Source organism: Cupriavidus sp. a3 (assembly GCF_051015765.1).
In the GTDB taxonomy this organism is placed as follows: Bacteria; Pseudomonadota; Gammaproteobacteria; order Burkholderiales; family Burkholderiaceae; genus Cupriavidus; species Cupriavidus oxalaticus_A.
In genome coordinates, this window is the sequence record NZ_CP170643.1 from 3,615,002 (window position 1) to 3,632,116 (window position 17,115).

Genomic DNA, 17,115 nt, shown 5'->3' on the forward strand with positions numbered 1-17,115 from the left:
CGCGCAGTCATACTGGCGTTCGCAAGCTTCCGTTGAACAAATCGGACCGGAAGCAGTCTTATTCGCACTTCCAACCACACCAGAGTCGCGTTCATGACCAAGCGTTTGTTGTCCGCCATGCGTCAGTACGCATGGTTTTCAGGGGTGAAGCATCATGTCGTGCAGGGCGTCGAAGCCCTGGCGGAGTTGCTCAAGTCCCCTTCCGCCGCGGCGCGTGCCGTCGCGGCCGTGATCGCCGAAACCGAACACGGCGTGCAGGTCTGGGTCTCGTATCTCGGCAAGCCGCTGGACCCGCACACCAACTACGTGCTGTGGCCGAACCGCGCCCTGCGGCCGGCACGGCGCCGCATCCAGCCCTCCCCCATCGAGCAGTTGCAGATGCGGCGACGGCGCGACGAATAGCCCGAACAGCCGCGCCCTCCGCTGCATCGACGCAGCGCCCCGCCGGTATCCCGGCGCCGGGCGCTGGCAGCGCTCAGGCGTCCGCCCAGCGGCGCAGCAGGTTGTGATAGACGCCGGTCAGGCCGATAACGGCTTCATGCGACTGACCGAGTTCCTGCGCGGTCTGGCGGATGCGCCCGTCCATCTCGAACAGCAGCGCACGCTGGCCGTCGTCGCGCACCATGCTCTGGATCCAGAAGAACGACGACACCCGCGCGCCGCGCGTGACCGGCGTCACGTGGTGGATGCTGGTGGCCGGGTACAGCACCATATGCCCGGCGGGCAGCTTCACGCGCTGCTGGCCGTAGGTGTCCTCGATCACCAGTTCGCCACCGTCGTACTGGTCCGGTTCGGTCAGGAACAGCGTTGCCGACAGGTCGCTGCGGATGCGGAAGCTGGTGCCGCGCAGGTAGCGGATCGCGTTGTCGACATGGTTGGCAAAGGTGTGCCCGCCCTCGTAGCGGTTGAACAGCGGCGGATATACCTTCAGCGGCAGTGCCGCCGAGAAAAACAACGCGTTGTTGCCCAGCGCATCCTGGATCAGGTCGCCAACCTGGCGCGCCGCGGGCGAGCCTTCGGGCAGCTGCAGGTTGCGCTTGGCCAGCGCCGACTGGTAGCCCGAGGTTTCATTGCCATCGGTCCACGGCGCGGCGTCGATGATCTGCCGCACCTGCGCCACCTGGTCCTTGGAAAGTACGTCTGGAATCTGCAGCAACATGGTGGCGACAACCTCTGGGCAAGAATGGGGAAAGCGCGCACGCCGGACGGACGCGTCGTGAACGCGTATTGTATGTGAACCCTGATGCCGCTCGAACAAGAATCATTATTGTTTGAGCTTGCGCAGGCGCCGGTTCCACTACAATGGTTTTTGTGTTCCCGTCATCGCCAAGGAGAAGACATGTCCGAACCGCTACACGACGAAGCGCTGGTCAATCTCTACCTGGAACGCATTTCAGCCCTGTCGGTGAGCGCCTTCGATGGTGCCGATGTCGGCGCCGAGCTCGATGCCGTGATGCGCGAAGCGGTGGCCAAGTGCCAGGCAGCAGGCGGTCCGCAGGCACAAGGCACGCTGGCGGTGCTGGCCAAGCGATTGCGGGAGCGCGCCGATGCAGCCGAGCGCGAAGACCAGTCGCTGGTGCGCAATACCTTCCTGCAGGCGGCGCAACGATTGCCGGCCTGACGACGAGCAAGCACCGAGCGCGATCATCGCGGAGGTTCGCAGTTCAGTTCGGAGCTGGGAATGAATCAGGCCGGACGGCCTTGAGAACAACACCTTGAAGAATTGCGGCGGACACCGCGAAAGGTGTTGGTTGCGGGGGCAGGACTTGAACCTGCGACCTTCGGGTTATGAGCCCGACGAGCTGCCAACTGCTCCACCCCGCGTCTGAAGAAACAAATTATGCAGCATTCGCGCGGATCTGGCAAGTCTTTTCTTGACCGGCTGCAAAAATCGCCAGCGTGCTCACACGCGATGCCTGGCGGTGTCACCACATCCAGCGTAGGAACGCCGGCCCGGATCAAAAATGATCCAGGTCAACGGCCACAGATCATGCCGTGATATATGCCATTGCGAACCGCGCAACGGCGCGCAAGTGGCGCGCGGGGGCATCACTCGGGCGGCGGCCCGAGCAGGCGGTCCACCAGCGCATAGCCAGCACCGAATGCCGCCACTTCCGCCGCATGGCGCGTAGCGAACTGTTGCGAGCCGCTCACCAGCACTTCGGTATCGCCCGCATCGGCGGGATCGACGCCTTCCTGGGCCACGCGCACTTCATAGCCCCATCGACCGATGCTTCCCTGGCCCTGCGGCGACACCTGGACGTAGACATCCATGTCGCGGTACTGCTCGACGCGCCAGTCGTTTTCCATGCCCATTGCTCCGGTTTGGCTTGTACTGCCCTTGAGTCGAGCCTAGGAGGCGGCAAGGACGCGCGCAAGCCGTGGCGCAGCAAAAACGCTGGCGGCGCGGGGACTACAAGCGATGCGAAAGACAGGGAGAGAGAGGCAGGAAAACAAAAAGGGCTTCCGTTTCCGGAAGCCCTTTTCTTACTGCATAGGTGGCGCGGCTGGCAGGATTCGAACCCACGACCCCTTGGTTCGTAGCCAAGTACTCTATCCAACTGAGCTACAGCCGCACTCGAGAAAAGAGATTATATCTGAGATTTCAGATTTGTGAACCCCCTTCTGCACTTTTTTCTCATCTTTTTGCGAGCGTGGGTCTGTCCGCAGCGTTTTTCTATAATGAGAAGCCGAAGATGTGATCCGGACCATGAACAAGGCATTTGTCAAAGAGTCCTCTGGCGACGAGGACGACGACCTCCCCGAAGGCGCAACGCCGCTGCCACCCGGCACCAAGAACTACATCACCGCCGAAGGCTACCACCGCCTGCGCAATGAGCTGATGCAGCTGATCGACGTCGACCGGCCCGATGTGGTGCAGATCGTCTCGTGGGCGGCATCCAATGGCGACCGCTCCGAGAACGGCGACTATCTCTACGGCAAGAAGCGCCTGCGCGAGATCGACCGCCGCATCCGCTTCCTGACGCGCCGCCTGGACAAGGCCGAGGTGGTCGATCCCTCATTGCAGGGCGACAACGACCAGATCTTCTTCGGCGCCACCGTCACCTACGCCAACCGCGCCGGCGAAGAGACCACCATCACTATCGTGGGCATGGATGAAGTGGACCTGGACAGCAACTGCGTGAGCTGGATCTCGCCGATCGCCAAGGCACTGATCAAGGCGCGCGAAGGCGACACCGTGCCACTGCGCACGCCGGCCGGGATCGAGCAGATCGATATCCTGGAAGTGAGCTACCCGTCAAAGAAACAATAAGTGGGCATGTGCCCTGGCGCGGCGTGCGGCCGCAGACTGTACAAGTAGCACGGCAACAAGGCCGCACAACGACGCCAGGGCCGTCCTGAAACGCCCGCCTAGCCGTCGTTGCGGTCGCGGAAGATGCGGATGACGTCGGGGTTGCGGCGCAGCCCGCGCATCACGTTGGCCAGGTGCAGGCGGTTCTGCACCTGGATAATGAACTGCATGTAGGTGGCTTCCTGGTGGCTGCCGTCCTGCTGCTCCATCGCCACGTGCGCGACGTTGGCATCGGCGGCGGTCAGGTCCGCGGCGACGCGGGCGACGATGCCCTTGACGTTGCGCACCATCACTTTGATCGACACGTCGAAGGCACGCGTGGTTTTCTTGGCCCACATCACGTCGATCCAGTGCTCCGGATCCTTGCTGTGCAGGCGCTTGGCGATCTTGCAGTCCTGCACGTGGATCTGCAGCCCTTCGCCCTTGCCCAGGTAGCCCACGATCGAATCGCCGGGGATCGGACGGCAGCACGCCGAGAAGATTATCGACATGCCCTCGTCGCCGGTGATCGGCACCGCGGGCGCCTCTTCGCCGGCAAAGGTCTGCACCGCCGCCAGCAGCGCGCTGTCGACGTCGCCGGACAGCTCCTGCAGCAGGATCTCCATGCGCTTGGCCACCACCGCCGGCACGCGCCGGCCCAGCGCCAGGTCGGCGAAGATGTCTTCGCGCTGCTTGTTGCCGGTCCACTGGATCATGCGGTCCCACACCGACTGCGGCACCGCCTTCAGCTCGATGCCGAGCTGGCGCGCGGATTGTTCCAGCAACCGCTCGCCGAGCTGGATCGCTTCGTCCAGCTTGGTGGTCTTCAGGTAATGGCGAATCGCCGCGCGCGCCTTGCCGGTGCGCACGAACGACAGCCACGCCGGATTCGGCTTGGAGTACGGCGCCGTCACCACCTCGACGATATCGCCGCTCTTGAGTTCGGTGCGCAGCGGCAGCAGCTCGTTGTTGATCTTGACCGCGACGCACTGGTTGCCCAGGTCGCTGTGCACCGCGTAGGCAAAGTCCAGCGCGGTGGCGCCGCGCGGCAGCGCGCGGATATGGCCCTTGGGCGTGAACACGTAGACCGCATCCGGGAACAGGTCGATCTTGACGTGCTCGAGGAATTCCTGCGAATCGCCGGTCTGGCTCTGGATATCGAGCAGCGACTGCAGCCACTGGTGCGCCTGCTGCTGGATATCGTTGGCGTGGTCGGCCTGGTGCTTGTACATCCAGTGCGCGGCCACGCCGGCCTCGGCGATCTGGTGCATGTCGCGCGTGCGGATCTGGAACTCGACCGGCGTGCCGAACGGGCCCACCAGCGTGGTGTGCAGCGACTGGTAGCCGTTGATCTTGGGGATCGCGATATAGTCCTTGAACTTGCCGGGCATCGGCTTGTACAGACCGTGCAGCGCGCCCATCGCCATGTAGCAGTGCATCTGCGTTTCCACCACCACGCGGAAACCATACACGTCGAGCACCTGCGAGAACGACAGCTGCTTGTCGTGCATCTTGCGGTAGATGCTGTACAGCGTTTTCTCGCGGCCGGACAGTTCGGCCACGATGCCGGCATCGGCCAGCCCCTTCTGCGCCGCCTCGAGAATGCGCTTGACCACCTCGCGCCGGTTGCCGCGCGCGGCCTTGACCGCTTTTTCAAGCGTGGCGTAACGGAACGGCGAGCCGACCTTGAACGACAGTTCCTGCAGTTCGCGGTAGATGGTGTTGAGACCGAGACGGTGCGCGATCGGCGCATAGATCTCCATGGTCTCCAGCGCGATGCGGCGGCGCTTCTCCGGCGGCACGAAGTCGAGCGTGCGCATGTTGTGCGTACGGTCGGCCAGCTTCACCAGGATCACGCGCACGTCGCGCGCCATCGCCAGCAGCATCTTGCGGAAGCTTTCCGCCTGCGCCTGCTCGCGGCTCTGGAATTCGAGCTTGTCCAGCTTGGTCAGGCCATCGACCAGTTCGGCGACCTTGGGGCCGAATTTCTCGGCCAGTTCGCTCTTGGTGATGCCCTGGTCTTCCATCACGTCGTGCAGCAGCGCCGCCATGATGGACTGCACATCCAGCTTCCAGTCCGCGCACAGCTCCGCCACCGCCACCGGATGTGTGATGTAGGGCTCGCCGCTCTGGCGGTACTGGCCCAGGTGGGCCTCGTCGGAAAACTGGAAGGCTTCGCGTACGCGCGCCAGGTCGGGCGCCTTCAGGTACGCGAGCTTTTCCATCAGCCGGGTGATGGAAATGACCTGCTGGCGCGGCGGTACCGCCGGCTGCGAGGTCGGCCCGAAGAAGTGCCGGTATGACTGCGCCAGCACTGCATCGATAAACAGGCTGTCCGCCACCGGAGGCGTCGCTTCCTGCACTGCGGCCAGCTCATCCTGCAGCGCGGGCGCCCTCGCCTTGCCCGGCGCCAGCGCGGGCGCGACGGCACGCTCCCCGACGACATCGTCGCCGAGCGGATCGGGAAGATTGGGAGCGCCGGTGCGCGCGTTCACGGAAGACTGGCCCGGGATGGTGCGCTTACGCGCCGTGGGCGGTGCCGCATCGCCGTGCGCGCCCGCCGCGGGCGTCGACGGAGAGGAAGGCTGGGAGGGCGGTTGCGGCGAAGGCATGGCGGCGGCCCCTGGAATCCGGCTGGAGAGCCTGGAAATATGCTGGCACGTTGCGAGGATGAGCCATGGGCCGGCCGCTCGATCGGGTCGATCAGGTCGGGACCTTCTTCAGCATCTCGATGCCGACCTGGCCCGACGCGATCTCGCGCAGTGCCACCACGGTCGGCTTGTCCTTGGCCTCGACCTTGGGCGTGTGGCCCTGCACCAGCTGGCGCGCACGGTACGTGGCCGCCAGGGCGAGCTCGAAACGATTCGGGATGTGTTTCAGACAATCTTCGACGGTAATACGCGCCATATCAAATCCACCTTGGGACAAAACCTTGTGTTGGGTTGCTATTTTACAGCACGCGGCGGAAAACGCCGGAGGCGCCTGCGCTCGCGTGCCTCGGCTCAGTGGATGCCGAGCTCGATGAACAGCTCCGCGTGCCGTGCCTTTTGCGACGAAAAGCGCAGACGGGTGGCCCGAACCACGTTGCGCAGCTCTTCCAGCGCATCGTCGAAGACCTCGTTGATGATGACGTAGTCCGACTCCGACGCATGCGACATCTCGCTGCCCGCCGCCAGCAGCCGGCGCACGATCACGTTGGGCTCGTCCTGGCCGCGCTTCTTCAGGCGCTCTTCCAGCGCGGTCAGCGACGGCGGCAGGATAAAGATCTCGACCGCGTTGGAGAAGCGCTGGTGCACCTGCTGCGCGCCCTGCCAGTCGATCTCGAGCAGCACGTCGTTGCCTTGCGCCATCTGCTGCTCGATCCACACGCGCGAGGTCGCGTAGTAGTTGCCATGGACCTCGGCCCACTCCAGGAAATCGCCGCGGTCGCGCGCGGCGCGGAAGGCGTCGACGGTGACGAAGTGGTATTCGCGACCGTCCTGCTCGCCCGGGCGCGGCGCGCGCGTGGTGTGCGAGATCGACAGCCGGATGGCCGGGTCCTGCGCCAGCAGCGCGTTGACCAGCGTCGACTTGCCGGCTCCCGACGGCGCCACCACCATGAACAGGTTGCCCGGGTAGACGGTGTCGATGGGAGGATGCGGCGCGGTTTGAGACGTTTGGCTCATGATGATGATTCGGTGACTTCGGGGTGATTCTGGTTTTTTACTGCGTTATTCGAGGTTCTGGACCTGCTCGCGCATCTGCTCGATCAGCAGCTTGAGCTCCATCGAGGCATCGGCCAGTTCCTTGGCGGCGGCCTTGGAACCGAGCGTGTTGGCCTCGCGATTGAGCTCCTGCATCATGAAGTCGAGTCGCTTGCCGACCTGCCCACCCTTCTTCAGGATATGGCGGGTCTCGTTCAGGTGTGCCTGCAGCCGCGACAGCTCTTCCGCGATGTCGATGCGGATGCCGTAGACGGTGGCTTCCTGGCGGATGCGCTCGGCAATCTCGTCGCGGCTCATCGACGGCATGCCGGCGGGCGCGGCCAGGTTGAACGCTTCCTGCAGGCGCTCGGTCAGCTTCTGCTGGTGGTGCGCGATCAGCTGCGGGATCGCCGGCGTCAGGCGCTCGACGATCGCCAGCATGGCATCGACGCGCTCCATCAGCGCCGACTTGAGCGCCTCGCCCTCGCGGCGGCGCGCTTCCAGCAGCTGATCCAGTGCCTCGCGCGCGGCGCCGGTCACGGCTTCGCGCAGCGCGTCCTGCGACAGCTCGGGCTCGACCAGCACGCCCGGCCAGCGCAGGATCTCGCCCATGCGCAGCGTGCCGGCGCTGGGGAAGGTGCCGGCCACGGTGGTCTCCAGCGCGCGGATCTGCGACAGCAGGCTGTCGTTGAGCGCCAGCGTGGCGCCGCCCGAATCGGTGCGCTGCAGGTTGATGCGGCATTCCAGCTTGCCGCGCGACAGCTCGGCCATCAGCATCTCGCGCAGCGCCGGCTCAAAGGCGCGGCACTCTTCCGGGGCCCGGAACAACAGGTCGAGGAAACGCGAATTGACAGTGCGGAATTCCACCGAAACGGAGGCGGTGCGACCGCTCGGCTCGCCCTGTGCGTTGGTCAGTGGCGCCTGGCGCGTCGCCAGGCCATAGCCTGTCATGCTGTGGATCATTGGATGTTCTCGTGAGTGGAGGCGGCCCCGGGGGCGCTGGCGGCCCGCGGGCACCCTCCCCGAGCCTCCCGCAACCGGACCGGGAGCGCTCTCAAAACGTTGAAAGGAGGGCAACAATGCCCGTATTTGTGTTCTTTACAAGTGACCGATTAGCCCGGACAATCCGTTGGCAAATCTGCGGAGTCATCCGCGGAGGCAAATCCGGCCCCTATTCCCATGACAGAGTCCAAGGGCACGACACAACCGAAGAGTGCACCGCTGCCCGTCGGCACGCTGTTGTCCAACTATCGTATTGTAAAGAAGTTGGCCAGCGGGGGGTTCAGTTTCGTCTACCTGGCCACCGATGAAACCGGCGCGCCGGTCGCGATCAAGGAGTACCTGCCGTCGTCGCTGGCGCGGCGCAACCCGGGCGAACTGATCCCCGTGGTGCCCGAGGAAAACGCCGCGGCATTCCGCCTCGGCCTCAAGTACTTCTTTGAAGAAGGCCGCTCGCTGGCCCGAATTTCCCATCCGAGCGTGGTGCGCGTGGTGAATTTCTTCCGCGAGAACGCCACGGTCTACATGGTGATGAACTACGAGCTGGGCAAGACGCTGCAGGAGCACGTGCTGGCGGCCCGGCAGCAGGGCCGCGCCAAGGTGCTGCGCGAGCATTTCATGCGCAAGGTCTTCCACGACCTGATGAGCGGCCTGCGTGAAGTGCATATCCACAAGCTGCTGCACCTGGACATCAAGCCCGGCAACATCTACCTGCGCGAGGACGAGTCGCCGATCCTGCTGGATTTCGGCGCCGCGCGGCAGACGCTGACCATGGAAGCGGCGCGCTTCCAGCCGATGTACACGCCCGGCTTCGCCGCGCCCGAACTGTACGGCAAGCATTCCGACCTGGGGCCCTGGACCGATATCTACAGCCTGGGCGCCACGCTCTATGCCTGCATGGCCGGCATGCCGCCGCAGGAAGCCAACCAGCGCGAGAAGGAAGACCGCATGGGCGAGGCGCTGGTGCGGCTGCGCAGCAGCTATACCAACGGCCTGGTCGACCTGGTCGAATGGTGCCTGCGGCTGGTGCCGTCGGAGCGGCCGCAGAGCGTATTCAGGCTGCAGAAGGAACTGCGCGAGCAGACCAACGCGCTGAGCGGGCAGGCGCTGCTGGCGCCGCCGCCGGCCCCCGTCGAGCGCCCTGCCCCCGCTTCGCGCTTCCTTACGCTGCTGCGCCGCCGCGACGAGCCGGGCTCCGGCGCGAGCGTAGAATAAATCACAAATCGCGCCCATCGGGGCGCGGTGACCTTACTGAATTTCCGAAGCCAACATGCGATTCTCTGTCTACCAGGAAAGCAGGAAAGGCGGCCGCCGCGTCAACCAGGACCGCATGGGCTATTGCTTCACGCGCGACGCGCTGCTGATGGTGCTGGCCGACGGGCTCGGCGGCCACGCGCACGGTGAAGTCGCAGCGCAGCAGGCGCTGCAGACGCTGGCGCGGCAGTTCCAGGCCCAGGCCCGCCCGGCGATACGAAACCCCGCGGAGTTCCTGCAGGACACTATCATGCTGGCGCATCGCGAGATCCACCGCTACGCGGAAGCCAATCGCATGGCCGACGTGCCGCGCACCACGGTGGTCTGCTGCCTGGTCCAGCACGGCCAGGTCTACTGGGCCCATGCCGGCGATTCGCGCTACTACCTGTTGCGCAAGGGCCGGCTGCTGACGCGCACGCGCGACCATTCCAAGATCGAGAACCTGCTGCAGCAGGAACGCGTGCTGCCGATGCACGTGGCCAACCACCCCGAGCGCAACAAGCTCTACAACTGCCTGGGCTCGCCCAACCTGCCGCTGATCGACCTGGGCGGCCCGGTGCGGCTGGAGCCCGGCGATGTCGCCCTGCTCTGCTCCGACGGCCTGTGGGGGCCGCTGGACGACCAGGCGCTGGTCGACAAGCTGTCGCGGCTGTCGGTGGTGCAGGCGGTGCCGGCGCTGATCGAGCAGGCGCTGCAGAACGCCGGCGAAGGTGCCGACAACACCACCGGCATCGCCATGATGTGGGAGCTGGACAACAACACCACCGGGCCGGATTCGGTGATGACCGATACGCTGCCGCTGAACGCGTTCACCACGTCGATCCTGGACCGCACCGGCACGGACAGCGACCTGCTGTCCGAGGAAGAGATCGAGCGCTCGATCGCCGAGATCCGCGCCGCCATCGACAAGACCAGCAACCTGATGCGCTGACCCGGTTCGCGGGCGGCCTTTGCCCTTCACCGCGCGCCGGTATGCAGCGCGCGCGGGCCGGCGGCGGTAGAATCGCGGTCTCTCCCCCGATTCCGACCCGAACATTCCATGCGACCCAGCGGCCGCGCAGCCGATGCGCTGCGTTCCATCAGCCTTACCCGCCACTACACCCGCCACGCCGAGGGCTCAGTCCTCTGTGCCTTTGGCGATACCAAGGTGCTGTGCACCGCCAGCGTGCTCGCCAAGGTGCCGCCGCACAAGAAAGGCAGCGGCGAAGGCTGGGTGACGGCCGAGTACGGCATGCTGCCCCGCGCCACCCACACGCGCTCGGACCGCGAGGCCGCGCGCGGCAAGCAGACCGGCCGCACGCAGGAAATCCAGCGCCTGATCGGCCGTGCCATGCGCTCGGTGTTCGACCTGGCGGCGCTGGGCGAATACACCATCCACCTCGACTGCGACGTGCTGCAGGCCGACGGCGGCACCCGCACCGCTGCCATCACCGGCGCCTTCGTCGCCGCGCACGACGCGGTCGCCACGATGCTGCGCGATGGCCTGATTGCCGCCAGCCCGATCCGCGACCACGTGGCCGCGGTCTCGGTCGGCATGGTCGACGGCGTGCCGGTGCTCGACCTCGACTACGCCGAGGACAGCAGCTGCGACACCGACATGAACGTGGTCATGACCGGCAGCGGCGGCTTTGTGGAGGTGCAGGGCACTGCCGAAGGCGCGCCATTCAGCCGCGCCGACCTCGACGCCATGACGCGCCTGGCCGAAGCCGGCATCGCCCGCCTGGTGCGGCACCAGCGCGAAGCGCTCGGCCTGGCCTAAAGCGGGATCCGACCATGCAACGACTGGTACTGGCCTCCAACAATCCCGGCAAGCTGCGCGAGTTCGGCACGCTGCTGGCACCGCTCGGCTTCGACGTGGTGCCGCAGGGCGAACTGGGCATCCCGGAGGCCGAGGAGCCCTTCGTCACCTTTGTCGAGAATGCCCTGGCCAAGGCACGCCACGCCAGCCGGCTGTCCGGGCTGCCCGCGCTGGCCGATGACTCCGGCATCAGTGCGCGCGCGCTCGGCGGCGCGCCGGGCGTCTATTCGGCGCGCTATGCGCAGATGGCCGGCAAGCCCAGGTCGGATGCGGCCAACAACGCTTACCTGGTATCGCAACTGGCCGGCAAGCTGGACCGCCATGCGCACTACTACTGCGTGCTGGTGTTCGTGCGCCATGCCGAGGATCCCTGCCCGCTGATCGCCGAAGGCGTGTGGCATGGCGAGGTCGTCGACGCGCCCCGCGGCGCGGGCGGCTTTGGCTACGATCCGCATTTCCTGCTGCCGGGGCTGGGCAGGACTGCCGCCGAGCTGTCGGCGGAAGAGAAGAACGCCGTCAGCCACCGCGCGCAAGCTCTGCGCGCACTGGTGGCCAGGCTGCAAGCCGACGCCGCGCAGCGCAACGGCCGATGATCCCGATCGTACCGGCCGGCAGCGCGCCGTCCGCCGCCTCCCCCGTCGACAGCAAGCAGCTGTGGCTCAAGCCCGGGCAGATCAGCCTGCCGGGGTCGCCGCCGCTGTCGCTGTACGTGCATATCCCGTGGTGCGTGCGAAAGTGCCCGTATTGCGATTTCAATTCGCACGCGGCGCCGGGCGCCGACAACCACGAGATCCCGGAAGAGATCTACCTAGACGCATTGCGCGCGGACCTCGAGCAATCGCTGCCGCTGGTGTGGGGCCGCCCTGTCCATACCGTCTTTATCGGCGGCGGCACGCCCAGCCTGCTGTCGGCCGCTGGCATGGACCGGCTGCTGTCCGATATCCGCGCCTTGCTGCCGCTCGATGCCGACGCCGAGATCACGATGGAAGCCAACCCCGGCACCTTCGAGTCCGACAAGTTTGCCAGCTACCGCGCCAGCGGCATCAACCGGCTGTCGATCGGCATCCAGAGCTTCAACGACCGGCACCTGCAGGCGCTCGGGCGCATCCATGGCGGCGCCGAGGCGCGCAAGGCGATCGATATCGCGCAGGCGAGCTTCGACAACATCAACCTCGACGTGATGTACGCCCTGCCCGGGCAGACGCTGGAAGAATGCCGGCAGGACCTGGAGACCGCGCTGTCGTACGGCACCACGCACCTGTCGCTGTATCACCTGACGCTGGAGCCGAACACGCTGTTCGCCAAGTTCCCGCCCGCGCTGCCGGACGACGACAGCGCGTACGAGATGCAGGACCTGATCGAGGCACGCACGGCCGAGGCGGGCTATCGCCACTACGAGACCTCGGCCTATGCCAGGCCGCATCGCGAGGCGCGCCATAACCTCAACTACTGGCGTTTCGGCGATTACCTCGGCATCGGCGCGGGCGCGCACGGCAAGCTGTCGTTCCCGCACCGCATCCTGCGCCAGATGCGGCACAAGCATCCCGCTACCTACATGGAGCAGGCGCTTGCCGGCAATGCCGTGCAGGAGGCGCGCGATGTGAGCGCCGACGAGTTGCCGTTCGAGTTCATGCTCAATGCGTTGCGTCTGACCGATGGCGTGCCGGCATCGAGCTTCCACGACTACACCGGGCTGCCGCTGCACACCATCAGCAAGCAACTCGCCGAAGCCGAGAAGAAGGGACTGCTGGAAGCGGACCTGACCACCATCCGGCCGACGGAGCTGGGGCGGCGCTTCCTGAATGACCTGCAGGAGATGTTCCTGAAGGACTGAGTTGTGGACGCTGCGGCGTCCCGGTAAGTCTCAACGAGAAAGGCCACGCAAGCGCGTGGCCTTCTGCTTTCCGACCGCCGTCAGCGTCAGTACGGCGTCGCCATATCGTTGGCCACGCGTGCGCGCATGCCCACTTGCAGGTTGCCCAGGTTCGACTGGGTCACCGTCGCGACGCGGCCGTCGTCCAGGCGCACGTTGACGCGATACGCGGTCTGCGTATTGCTGCCCGCACGCTTCTCGATCTGGTTGCCCGCTACCGCGCCGACCACGGCACCGCCGATGGTGGCCGCGGTCTGCCCGCGCCCGCCGCCGATCTGATGGCCCAGCAGGCCGCCGGCGGCACCGCCGATGACCGTGCCCAGCAGGCCAGAGCTGCCTTGCGTGGAGGTGATCGGCTCGATCGATTCCACACGGCCGTAGTACACCGAGCCGGCAGGCGCCTGCGTGGTGTTGGGGGTCTGGTAGCCCGGGGGCGGCGCCGTGTTGTAGCCGGTATTGCTGTAACCGCCGTTGTACGGCGCAGCACAACCGGCCAGCACCGCCACCGCGGTAGCTGCCGGCAGGATCAGCCATTTCTTGCTTTGCATTCGCATTTTGAGTTCTCCTCTGTTGCCAGTCGAAGCAGGGATTGCAGCACACACCGGCAGCAAACACCGGCGGCACACGCCGCGACCCCGTGCACTCCAATATGAGCAGCAGTCCCATGTGAAGGTTCCGCGGTGTCAGACAGACGCCGACAGCCGAGGCCAGCGGTGTGGCAGGAAGTTTACGCATGCCGCCTCGCCGCGCTGCAAGAGCACCCCGTTGCCCGCGTGGCCTTGTATAATGCGCGGCCTGACCTTCAGGTCGATGGCAACGCGGCGCCGAGGGACCCGCCCTTTCGCGCTACAATGCCCGCACTTTCCGGAAGCGTGGCCGAGTGGTTTAAGGCAGCAGTCTTGAAAACTGCCGATGGGGTGACCCATCCGTGAGTTCGAATCTCACCGCTTCCGCCAGACAGCAAGACGGCCCGCACCAGGCAACCGGTGCGGGCCCTTCTTATTTGGAAGTGGATTCGGGACTCTGCGTCAGCAACCGGTAGGCTTCCGGCTCAGAAATCTTCAGCCGGTACTTCTGAGCCAGCACGCGCGCAAAGGCGTGTGCCGAGTCCGGGTGACAGTACCGCAACTGCTCCCGGTACGCCTCCACTTCATAGCGCAGCCGCCAGCGTCGGCTGGCGAGATACAGCACGCCCATCAGCCCCCAGCTGCGCCAGAACTGGCGCACGTGGACCTTCTCGTGCTCGATCAGCGCGTCGCTGGCGCCGGGCCGCAGCAGGATCAGCGGCCCGGGCGTAAAGCCGTCAAACCCGCGCGGGATCAGCCAGCGGGTTTCGACGACGAGGCATAGCGGCGAGCGGCAGTAGCGGAGCATGTGTCAAGCATAGCCCGGATGCCCGCACTCTGCCGTGCGTTGCGCTCAGGCCGCCGCGCGCAGCGTCGCCGGCGCGGGAACCGCCGGCAGCGCCAGCGCCGACTGGCCGCGCGAGCGGCCGGAACTGAGGTAGCCCGCGATCGATTCCTGCGTCACTTCGCCCAGGTAGTCGCCGTCCGCGCCCATCACCGGCAGCCAGCTGGTGTTGTGCTGGTACATGCGCGACAGCACGATGCGCAGGTGCTCGTCGAACGCAGCGGTGACCGCGAACGGGCGCATCACGTCGCTGCACACGCCCTTGCCCGGGCGCGCGTCGCGGCGCGTGACATAGCCCAGCGCGCGCTGCGCATCGTCCACCACCGGCAGGTGGCGCACGTCGGCATCATCCATCACGCCCAGCGCCTCGGCCAGCGGCATGTCGGGGCGGCAGCTCGGCGGCATGGTGGCGGCGTCGCCGGCGCGCACCAGCAGCAGGCGCTTGAGCGTATTGTCGTGGCCGACAAAGGCCTGCACGAACTCATCGGCCGGGTGCGCCAGCAGCGCGTCGGGGTGGTCGAACTGCACCAGCTTGCCACGGCGGAACACCGCCACCTTGTCGGCCAGCTTGATCGCCTCGTCGATATCGTGCGAGACCATGATCACGGTCTTGCCGAGCTGGCGCTGCATCTGCAGGAATTCGTTCTGGATGCTCTCGCGGTTGATCGGGTCGACCGCTCCGAACGGCTCGTCCATCAGCAACACCGGCGCATCGGCCGCCAGCGCTCGGATCACGCCGATGCGCTGCTGCTGCCCGCCAGACAGCTCGCGCGGGTAGCGGCCGAGCATCAGGTTGGGATCGAGCTGCACCATCGCCATCAGCTCGCGCGCGCGCTCGCGGCACTGCTTCTTGTCCCAGCCGAGCAGGCGCGGCACGACCATGATGTTCTCTTCGATGGTCATGTTGGGGAACAGGCCGATCTGCTGGATCACGTAGCCGATCTTGCGGCGCAGGGTCACGCCGTCGATGCCGCGCGTGTCCTCGCCCTCGATGCGCACCGTGCCGGAAGTGGGCTCGATCAGCCGGTTGATCATCTTCAGCGTGGTGGTCTTGCCGCAGCCCGACGGGCCCAGGAAGACGCAGATCTCGCCGCGCGGCACCGTCAGCGACACGGCGTCGACGGCACGCACTTCGGTGCCGTCTTTCTGCTGGAAGGACTTGGTGAGTTGGTCGAGTTCGATCATAGACGGATCCCCTTCGGCGTCAGCGCCCGCTGCAACCACTGCAGGAAAGCGTCCGCCACGATGGCAAGCAGGCTGACCAGGACCGCGCCCACGGCCAGCTTGCTCATGTTGCTCTGGCTGATCGCTTGCAGGATCAGCACCCCAAGGCCACCCGCGCCGATGATGGCGGCAATGGTGGCAACCCCGATATTCATCACCACGGCGGTACGCACGCCGCCGAGGATCACCGGCACCGCCAGCGGCAGGTCGACCAGCCGCATCCGTTGCCAGGTGGTCATGCCGATGCCGCGACCCGCTTCCTGGATGCCGGGGTCGACATTGGCCAGCGCGGTGTAGGTGTTGCGCATGATGGGCAGCAGCGAGTACAGGAACACCGCCGTCACCGCCGGCACGTAGCCGAGCGCATGGCCGAAGCGCGCGAAGATCGGGATCATCAGTCCGAACAGCGCGATCGACGGCAGCGTCAGCACGATGGTGGCCAGCGCCAGCAGCGGCGTGGCCAGCGCGCGGAAGCGCGTGATCACGATGCCCAGCGGCACCCCGATCAGGATCGCCAGCCCTACCGCCGAGCCGACCAGCGCGAGATGCTCGCCGGTCATTTTCAGCAGCGTGGGCCAGCTGTGCTGCAAGTAACCAAATATGTCCATTCGCAGGTCCATGCGGCCCTCCTCAGATCAGTCCGTGGCTGCGCAGGAAGTCCTCCGCGACCTTGTCCACCGGCTGCTGGCCGATGTCCACCTTGTAGTTCATGTCGGTCATGCTCTGGTTGTCGAGCTTGGCAGCGAGTGCATTGAGCAGGCCGGCTAGTTCCGGATGCTTGTCGAGCACCGGCTTGCGTACCACCGGCACCGCGTTGTAAGGCGGGAAGAAATGCAGATCGTCTTCCAGCAGCACGAGGTCGAAGCCCTTGACGCGGCCATCGGTGGCATAGACCAGGCCCAGCTCGACCTGGTTGTTCTTCAGCGCGGTGTAGACCAGGCCGGGGTCGAGCTGGATCACGTCGCGGCGCGAGAACGGCAGCTTGTACAGGTCCTTGAGCGGCTCCAGGCCATCCGGGCGCGCTGCGAATTCCATGTCGACCGCGAACGGATGGGTGGCGTCGGCGCCGGCCTTGCGCATCTGCTCGGCAAACGCCGACAGCGTAGTCACGCCTTTGCCGGCGCGTTCCTTCGGCATCGCCAGCGCGTAGGTGTTGTTGATGCCCGAGGCATCCAGCCACACCAGGCCGCGTGCGCCGTCCATCTGCCTGACGCGCTCATAGCTTTCCTTCGCGCCCAGCTTTTCCTGGACCTTGTTGAACACGATCAGCGCGGTGCCGGTGTAGTCCCAGACCACGTCGAGCTGGTTGCTCTCCATGGCCTGGCGCATCAGCGTGCTGCCCAGCCCGGCGGTCAGCTCGGTGGTGAGGCCCTTGGCGCGCAGGTACTTAGACGTCATCGACGACAGCAGCAGCTGCTCGGTAAAGTTCTTGCCGCCCACGCGGATCGGTGCTGCGGCAGCATCGGCGGCGTGCGCATCGGGCGCCGTTGCCAGCGCCAGCCCTGCCGCGAACGCGGTAACAGCCGCCACCAGCATCGCGGCGCGCCGCGCGCGGCGGCGGATAAATTGCATTGGATCTTTC

Annotated in this window: 19 protein-coding genes and 3 tRNA genes; 9 read left to right on the plus strand and 13 right to left on the minus strand. The window is 66.0% G+C overall.

Annotated features, from left to right (window positions below; all coding sequences use genetic code 11):
- Nucleotides 1-93: 93 nt before the first annotated feature.
- The gene (locus ACAD63_RS17335) at nucleotides 94-402 is read left to right on the plus strand and encodes a hypothetical protein (RefSeq protein WP_116317469.1); all 309 of its coding nucleotides are present in this window, start codon (nucleotides 94-96) and stop codon (nucleotides 400-402) included.
- A gap of 73 nt (nucleotides 403-475) precedes the next feature.
- Here ACAD63_RS17335 and ACAD63_RS17340 read toward each other — a convergent pair whose 3' ends face one another.
- The gene (locus tag ACAD63_RS17340; RefSeq protein WP_434033043.1) at nucleotides 476-1,159 is read right to left on the minus strand and encodes a Fe2+-dependent dioxygenase; all 684 of its coding nucleotides are present in this window, start codon (nucleotides 1,157-1,159) and stop codon (nucleotides 476-478) included.
- Nucleotides 1,160-1,339: 180 nt separating this feature from the next.
- Here ACAD63_RS17340 and ACAD63_RS17345 point away from each other — a divergent pair, with 180 nt between their 5' ends.
- Nucleotides 1,340-1,621 carry a hypothetical protein gene (locus ACAD63_RS17345; RefSeq protein ID WP_133094086.1) on the plus strand — a complete coding sequence of 94 codons (282 nt, stop codon included), beginning with the start codon at nucleotides 1,340-1,342 and terminating at the stop codon, nucleotides 1,619-1,621.
- A gap of 127 nt (nucleotides 1,622-1,748) precedes the next feature.
- Here ACAD63_RS17345 and ACAD63_RS17350 read toward each other — a convergent pair.
- The 3 genes from ACAD63_RS17350 to ACAD63_RS17360 form a co-directional block, all read right to left on the minus strand.
- Nucleotides 1,749-1,824 (minus strand) — tRNA-Met (locus tag ACAD63_RS17350).
- Between the two features lie 225 nt (nucleotides 1,825-2,049).
- Nucleotides 2,050-2,310, minus strand: coding sequence for a hypothetical protein (locus ACAD63_RS17355; RefSeq protein ID WP_063237150.1), 261 nt, complete (start codon nucleotides 2,308-2,310; stop codon nucleotides 2,050-2,052).
- 189 nt (nucleotides 2,311-2,499) lie between these two features.
- Nucleotides 2,500-2,576, minus strand: a tRNA-Arg gene (locus ACAD63_RS17360).
- A 134-nt stretch (nucleotides 2,577-2,710) separates the two neighbouring features.
- On the opposite strand from ACAD63_RS17360, the gene greB reads away from it, so the two are divergent.
- A complete protein-coding gene (gene greB, locus ACAD63_RS17365; RefSeq protein ID WP_133094085.1) occupies nucleotides 2,711-3,274 on the plus strand; it encodes a transcription elongation factor GreB in 564 nt (187 codons plus the stop codon).
- 98 nt (nucleotides 3,275-3,372) lie between these two features.
- Here greB and ACAD63_RS17370 read toward each other — a convergent pair whose 3' ends face one another.
- The 4 genes from ACAD63_RS17370 to ACAD63_RS17385 form a co-directional block, all read right to left on the minus strand.
- Nucleotides 3,373-5,904 carry a RelA/SpoT family protein gene (locus ACAD63_RS17370; RefSeq protein WP_218959574.1) on the minus strand — a complete coding sequence of 844 codons (2,532 nt, stop codon included), beginning with the start codon at nucleotides 5,902-5,904 and terminating at the stop codon, nucleotides 3,373-3,375.
- A gap of 91 nt (nucleotides 5,905-5,995) precedes the next feature.
- On the minus strand, nucleotides 5,996-6,199 hold the full coding sequence (gene rpoZ, locus ACAD63_RS17375) for a DNA-directed RNA polymerase subunit omega (RefSeq protein WP_006578656.1): 204 nt from the start codon (nucleotides 6,197-6,199) through the stop codon (nucleotides 5,996-5,998).
- A 95-nt stretch (nucleotides 6,200-6,294) separates the two neighbouring features.
- The gene (gene gmk, locus ACAD63_RS17380) at nucleotides 6,295-6,957 is read right to left on the minus strand and encodes a guanylate kinase (protein ID WP_133094084.1); all 663 of its coding nucleotides are present in this window, start codon (nucleotides 6,955-6,957) and stop codon (nucleotides 6,295-6,297) included.
- Between the two features lie 45 nt (nucleotides 6,958-7,002).
- Entirely contained in the window at nucleotides 7,003-7,938 is a 936-nt protein-coding gene (locus ACAD63_RS17385; RefSeq protein ID WP_434033044.1) for a YicC/YloC family endoribonuclease, read from the minus strand.
- Between the two features lie 216 nt (nucleotides 7,939-8,154).
- On the opposite strand from ACAD63_RS17385, the gene ACAD63_RS17390 reads away from it, so the two are divergent.
- The 5 genes from ACAD63_RS17390 (at nucleotide 8,155) to hemW (ending at nucleotide 12,860) form a co-directional block, all read left to right on the plus strand.
- Entirely contained in the window at nucleotides 8,155-9,189 is a 1,035-nt protein-coding gene (locus ACAD63_RS17390; RefSeq protein ID WP_135704824.1) for a serine/threonine protein kinase, read from the plus strand.
- A 55-nt stretch (nucleotides 9,190-9,244) separates the two neighbouring features.
- Nucleotides 9,245-10,159, plus strand: coding sequence for a PP2C family protein-serine/threonine phosphatase (locus ACAD63_RS17395; protein ID WP_133094081.1), 915 nt, complete (start codon nucleotides 9,245-9,247; stop codon nucleotides 10,157-10,159).
- A gap of 108 nt (nucleotides 10,160-10,267) precedes the next feature.
- Nucleotides 10,268-10,987: a ribonuclease PH gene (gene rph, locus ACAD63_RS17400; RefSeq protein WP_133094080.1), complete on the plus strand. Its 720-nt coding sequence runs from the start codon at nucleotides 10,268-10,270 to the stop codon at nucleotides 10,985-10,987.
- Between the two features lie 14 nt (nucleotides 10,988-11,001).
- On the plus strand, nucleotides 11,002-11,619 hold the full coding sequence (rdgB, locus tag ACAD63_RS17405; protein ID WP_133094079.1) for an RdgB/HAM1 family non-canonical purine NTP pyrophosphatase: 618 nt from the start codon (nucleotides 11,002-11,004) through the stop codon (nucleotides 11,617-11,619).
- On the plus strand, nucleotides 11,616-12,860 hold the full coding sequence (gene hemW / locus ACAD63_RS17410) for a radical SAM family heme chaperone HemW (RefSeq protein ID WP_133094078.1): 1,245 nt from the start codon (nucleotides 11,616-11,618) through the stop codon (nucleotides 12,858-12,860). The genes rdgB and hemW overlap by 4 nt, the downstream gene beginning before the upstream one ends.
- Before the next feature lie 86 nt (nucleotides 12,861-12,946).
- Here the strand turns inward: hemW and ACAD63_RS17415 are convergent, their stop codons facing one another.
- Nucleotides 12,947-13,453 (minus strand): glycine zipper 2TM domain-containing protein, encoded by a 507-nt coding sequence (locus ACAD63_RS17415; RefSeq protein WP_133094077.1) that lies wholly within the window; start codon nucleotides 13,451-13,453, stop codon nucleotides 12,947-12,949.
- A 312-nt stretch (nucleotides 13,454-13,765) separates the two neighbouring features.
- Here ACAD63_RS17415 and ACAD63_RS17420 point away from each other — a divergent pair.
- Nucleotides 13,766-13,855, plus strand: a tRNA-Ser gene (locus ACAD63_RS17420).
- A 43-nt stretch (nucleotides 13,856-13,898) separates the two neighbouring features.
- Here ACAD63_RS17420 and ACAD63_RS17425 read toward each other — a convergent pair.
- Genes ACAD63_RS17425 through ACAD63_RS17440 form a run of 4 tightly spaced genes read right to left on the minus strand, consistent with a single transcriptional unit; the run spans nucleotide 13,899 to nucleotide 17,105 of the window.
- Complete coding sequence (locus tag ACAD63_RS17425) at nucleotides 13,899-14,273, minus strand: hypothetical protein (protein WP_434033045.1); 375 nt, start codon at nucleotides 14,271-14,273, stop codon at nucleotides 13,899-13,901.
- Between the two features lie 45 nt (nucleotides 14,274-14,318).
- A complete protein-coding gene (locus ACAD63_RS17430; RefSeq protein WP_135704822.1) occupies nucleotides 14,319-15,494 on the minus strand; it encodes an osmoprotectant ABC transporter ATP-binding protein OsmV in 1,176 nt (391 codons plus the stop codon).
- Nucleotides 15,491-16,141, minus strand: a complete 651-nt coding sequence (locus ACAD63_RS17435) for an ABC transporter permease (RefSeq protein WP_133094239.1) — start codon at nucleotides 16,139-16,141, stop codon at nucleotides 15,491-15,493. Before ACAD63_RS17435 ends, ACAD63_RS17430 begins: the two co-directional genes overlap by 4 nt.
- 22 nt (nucleotides 16,142-16,163) lie before the next feature.
- Nucleotides 16,164-17,105, minus strand: a complete 942-nt coding sequence (locus ACAD63_RS17440) for a glycine betaine ABC transporter substrate-binding protein (protein WP_135704821.1) — start codon at nucleotides 17,103-17,105, stop codon at nucleotides 16,164-16,166.
- Nucleotides 17,106-17,115: the final 10 nt, after the last annotated feature.

Coding starts and splice junctions, on each gene's coding strand:
- rpoZ (WP_006578656.1), bottom strand. CDS start 6,199: ATGGCGCGTATTACCGTCGAAGATTGTCTGAAACACATCCCGAATCGT.
- ACAD63_RS17340 (WP_434033043.1), bottom strand. CDS start 1,159: ATGTTGCTGCAGATTCCAGACGTACTTTCCAAGGACCAGGTGGCGCAG.
- gmk (WP_133094084.1), bottom strand. CDS start 6,957: ATGAGCCAAACGTCTCAAACCGCGCCGCATCCTCCCATCGACACCGTC.
- ACAD63_RS17440 (WP_135704821.1), bottom strand. CDS start 17,105: ATGCAATTTATCCGCCGCCGCGCGCGGCGCGCCGCGATGCTGGTGGCG.
- ACAD63_RS17345 (WP_133094086.1), top strand. CDS start 1,340: ATGTCCGAACCGCTACACGACGAAGCGCTGGTCAATCTCTACCTGGAA.
- rdgB (WP_133094079.1), top strand. CDS start 11,002: ATGCAACGACTGGTACTGGCCTCCAACAATCCCGGCAAGCTGCGCGAG.
- rph (WP_133094080.1), top strand. CDS start 10,268: ATGCGACCCAGCGGCCGCGCAGCCGATGCGCTGCGTTCCATCAGCCTT.
- ACAD63_RS17370 (WP_218959574.1), bottom strand. CDS start 5,904: ATGCCTTCGCCGCAACCGCCCTCCCAGCCTTCCTCTCCGTCGACGCCC.
- ACAD63_RS17335 (WP_116317469.1), top strand. CDS start 94: ATGACCAAGCGTTTGTTGTCCGCCATGCGTCAGTACGCATGGTTTTCA.
- ACAD63_RS17395 (WP_133094081.1), top strand. CDS start 9,245: ATGCGATTCTCTGTCTACCAGGAAAGCAGGAAAGGCGGCCGCCGCGTC.
- hemW (WP_133094078.1), top strand. CDS start 11,616: ATGATCCCGATCGTACCGGCCGGCAGCGCGCCGTCCGCCGCCTCCCCC.
- ACAD63_RS17415 (WP_133094077.1), bottom strand. CDS start 13,453: ATGCGAATGCAAAGCAAGAAATGGCTGATCCTGCCGGCAGCTACCGCG.
- ACAD63_RS17430 (WP_135704822.1), bottom strand. CDS start 15,494: ATGATCGAACTCGACCAACTCACCAAGTCCTTCCAGCAGAAAGACGGC.
- ACAD63_RS17425 (WP_434033045.1), bottom strand. CDS start 14,273: ATGCTCCGCTACTGCCGCTCGCCGCTATGCCTCGTCGTCGAAACCCGC.
- ACAD63_RS17385 (WP_434033044.1), bottom strand. CDS start 7,938: ATGATCCACAGCATGACAGGCTATGGCCTGGCGACGCGCCAGGCGCCA.
- ACAD63_RS17390 (WP_135704824.1), top strand. CDS start 8,155: ATGACAGAGTCCAAGGGCACGACACAACCGAAGAGTGCACCGCTGCCC.
- greB (WP_133094085.1), top strand. CDS start 2,711: ATGAACAAGGCATTTGTCAAAGAGTCCTCTGGCGACGAGGACGACGAC.
- ACAD63_RS17355 (WP_063237150.1), bottom strand. CDS start 2,310: ATGGAAAACGACTGGCGCGTCGAGCAGTACCGCGACATGGATGTCTAC.
- ACAD63_RS17435 (WP_133094239.1), bottom strand. CDS start 16,141: ATGGACATATTTGGTTACTTGCAGCACAGCTGGCCCACGCTGCTGAAA.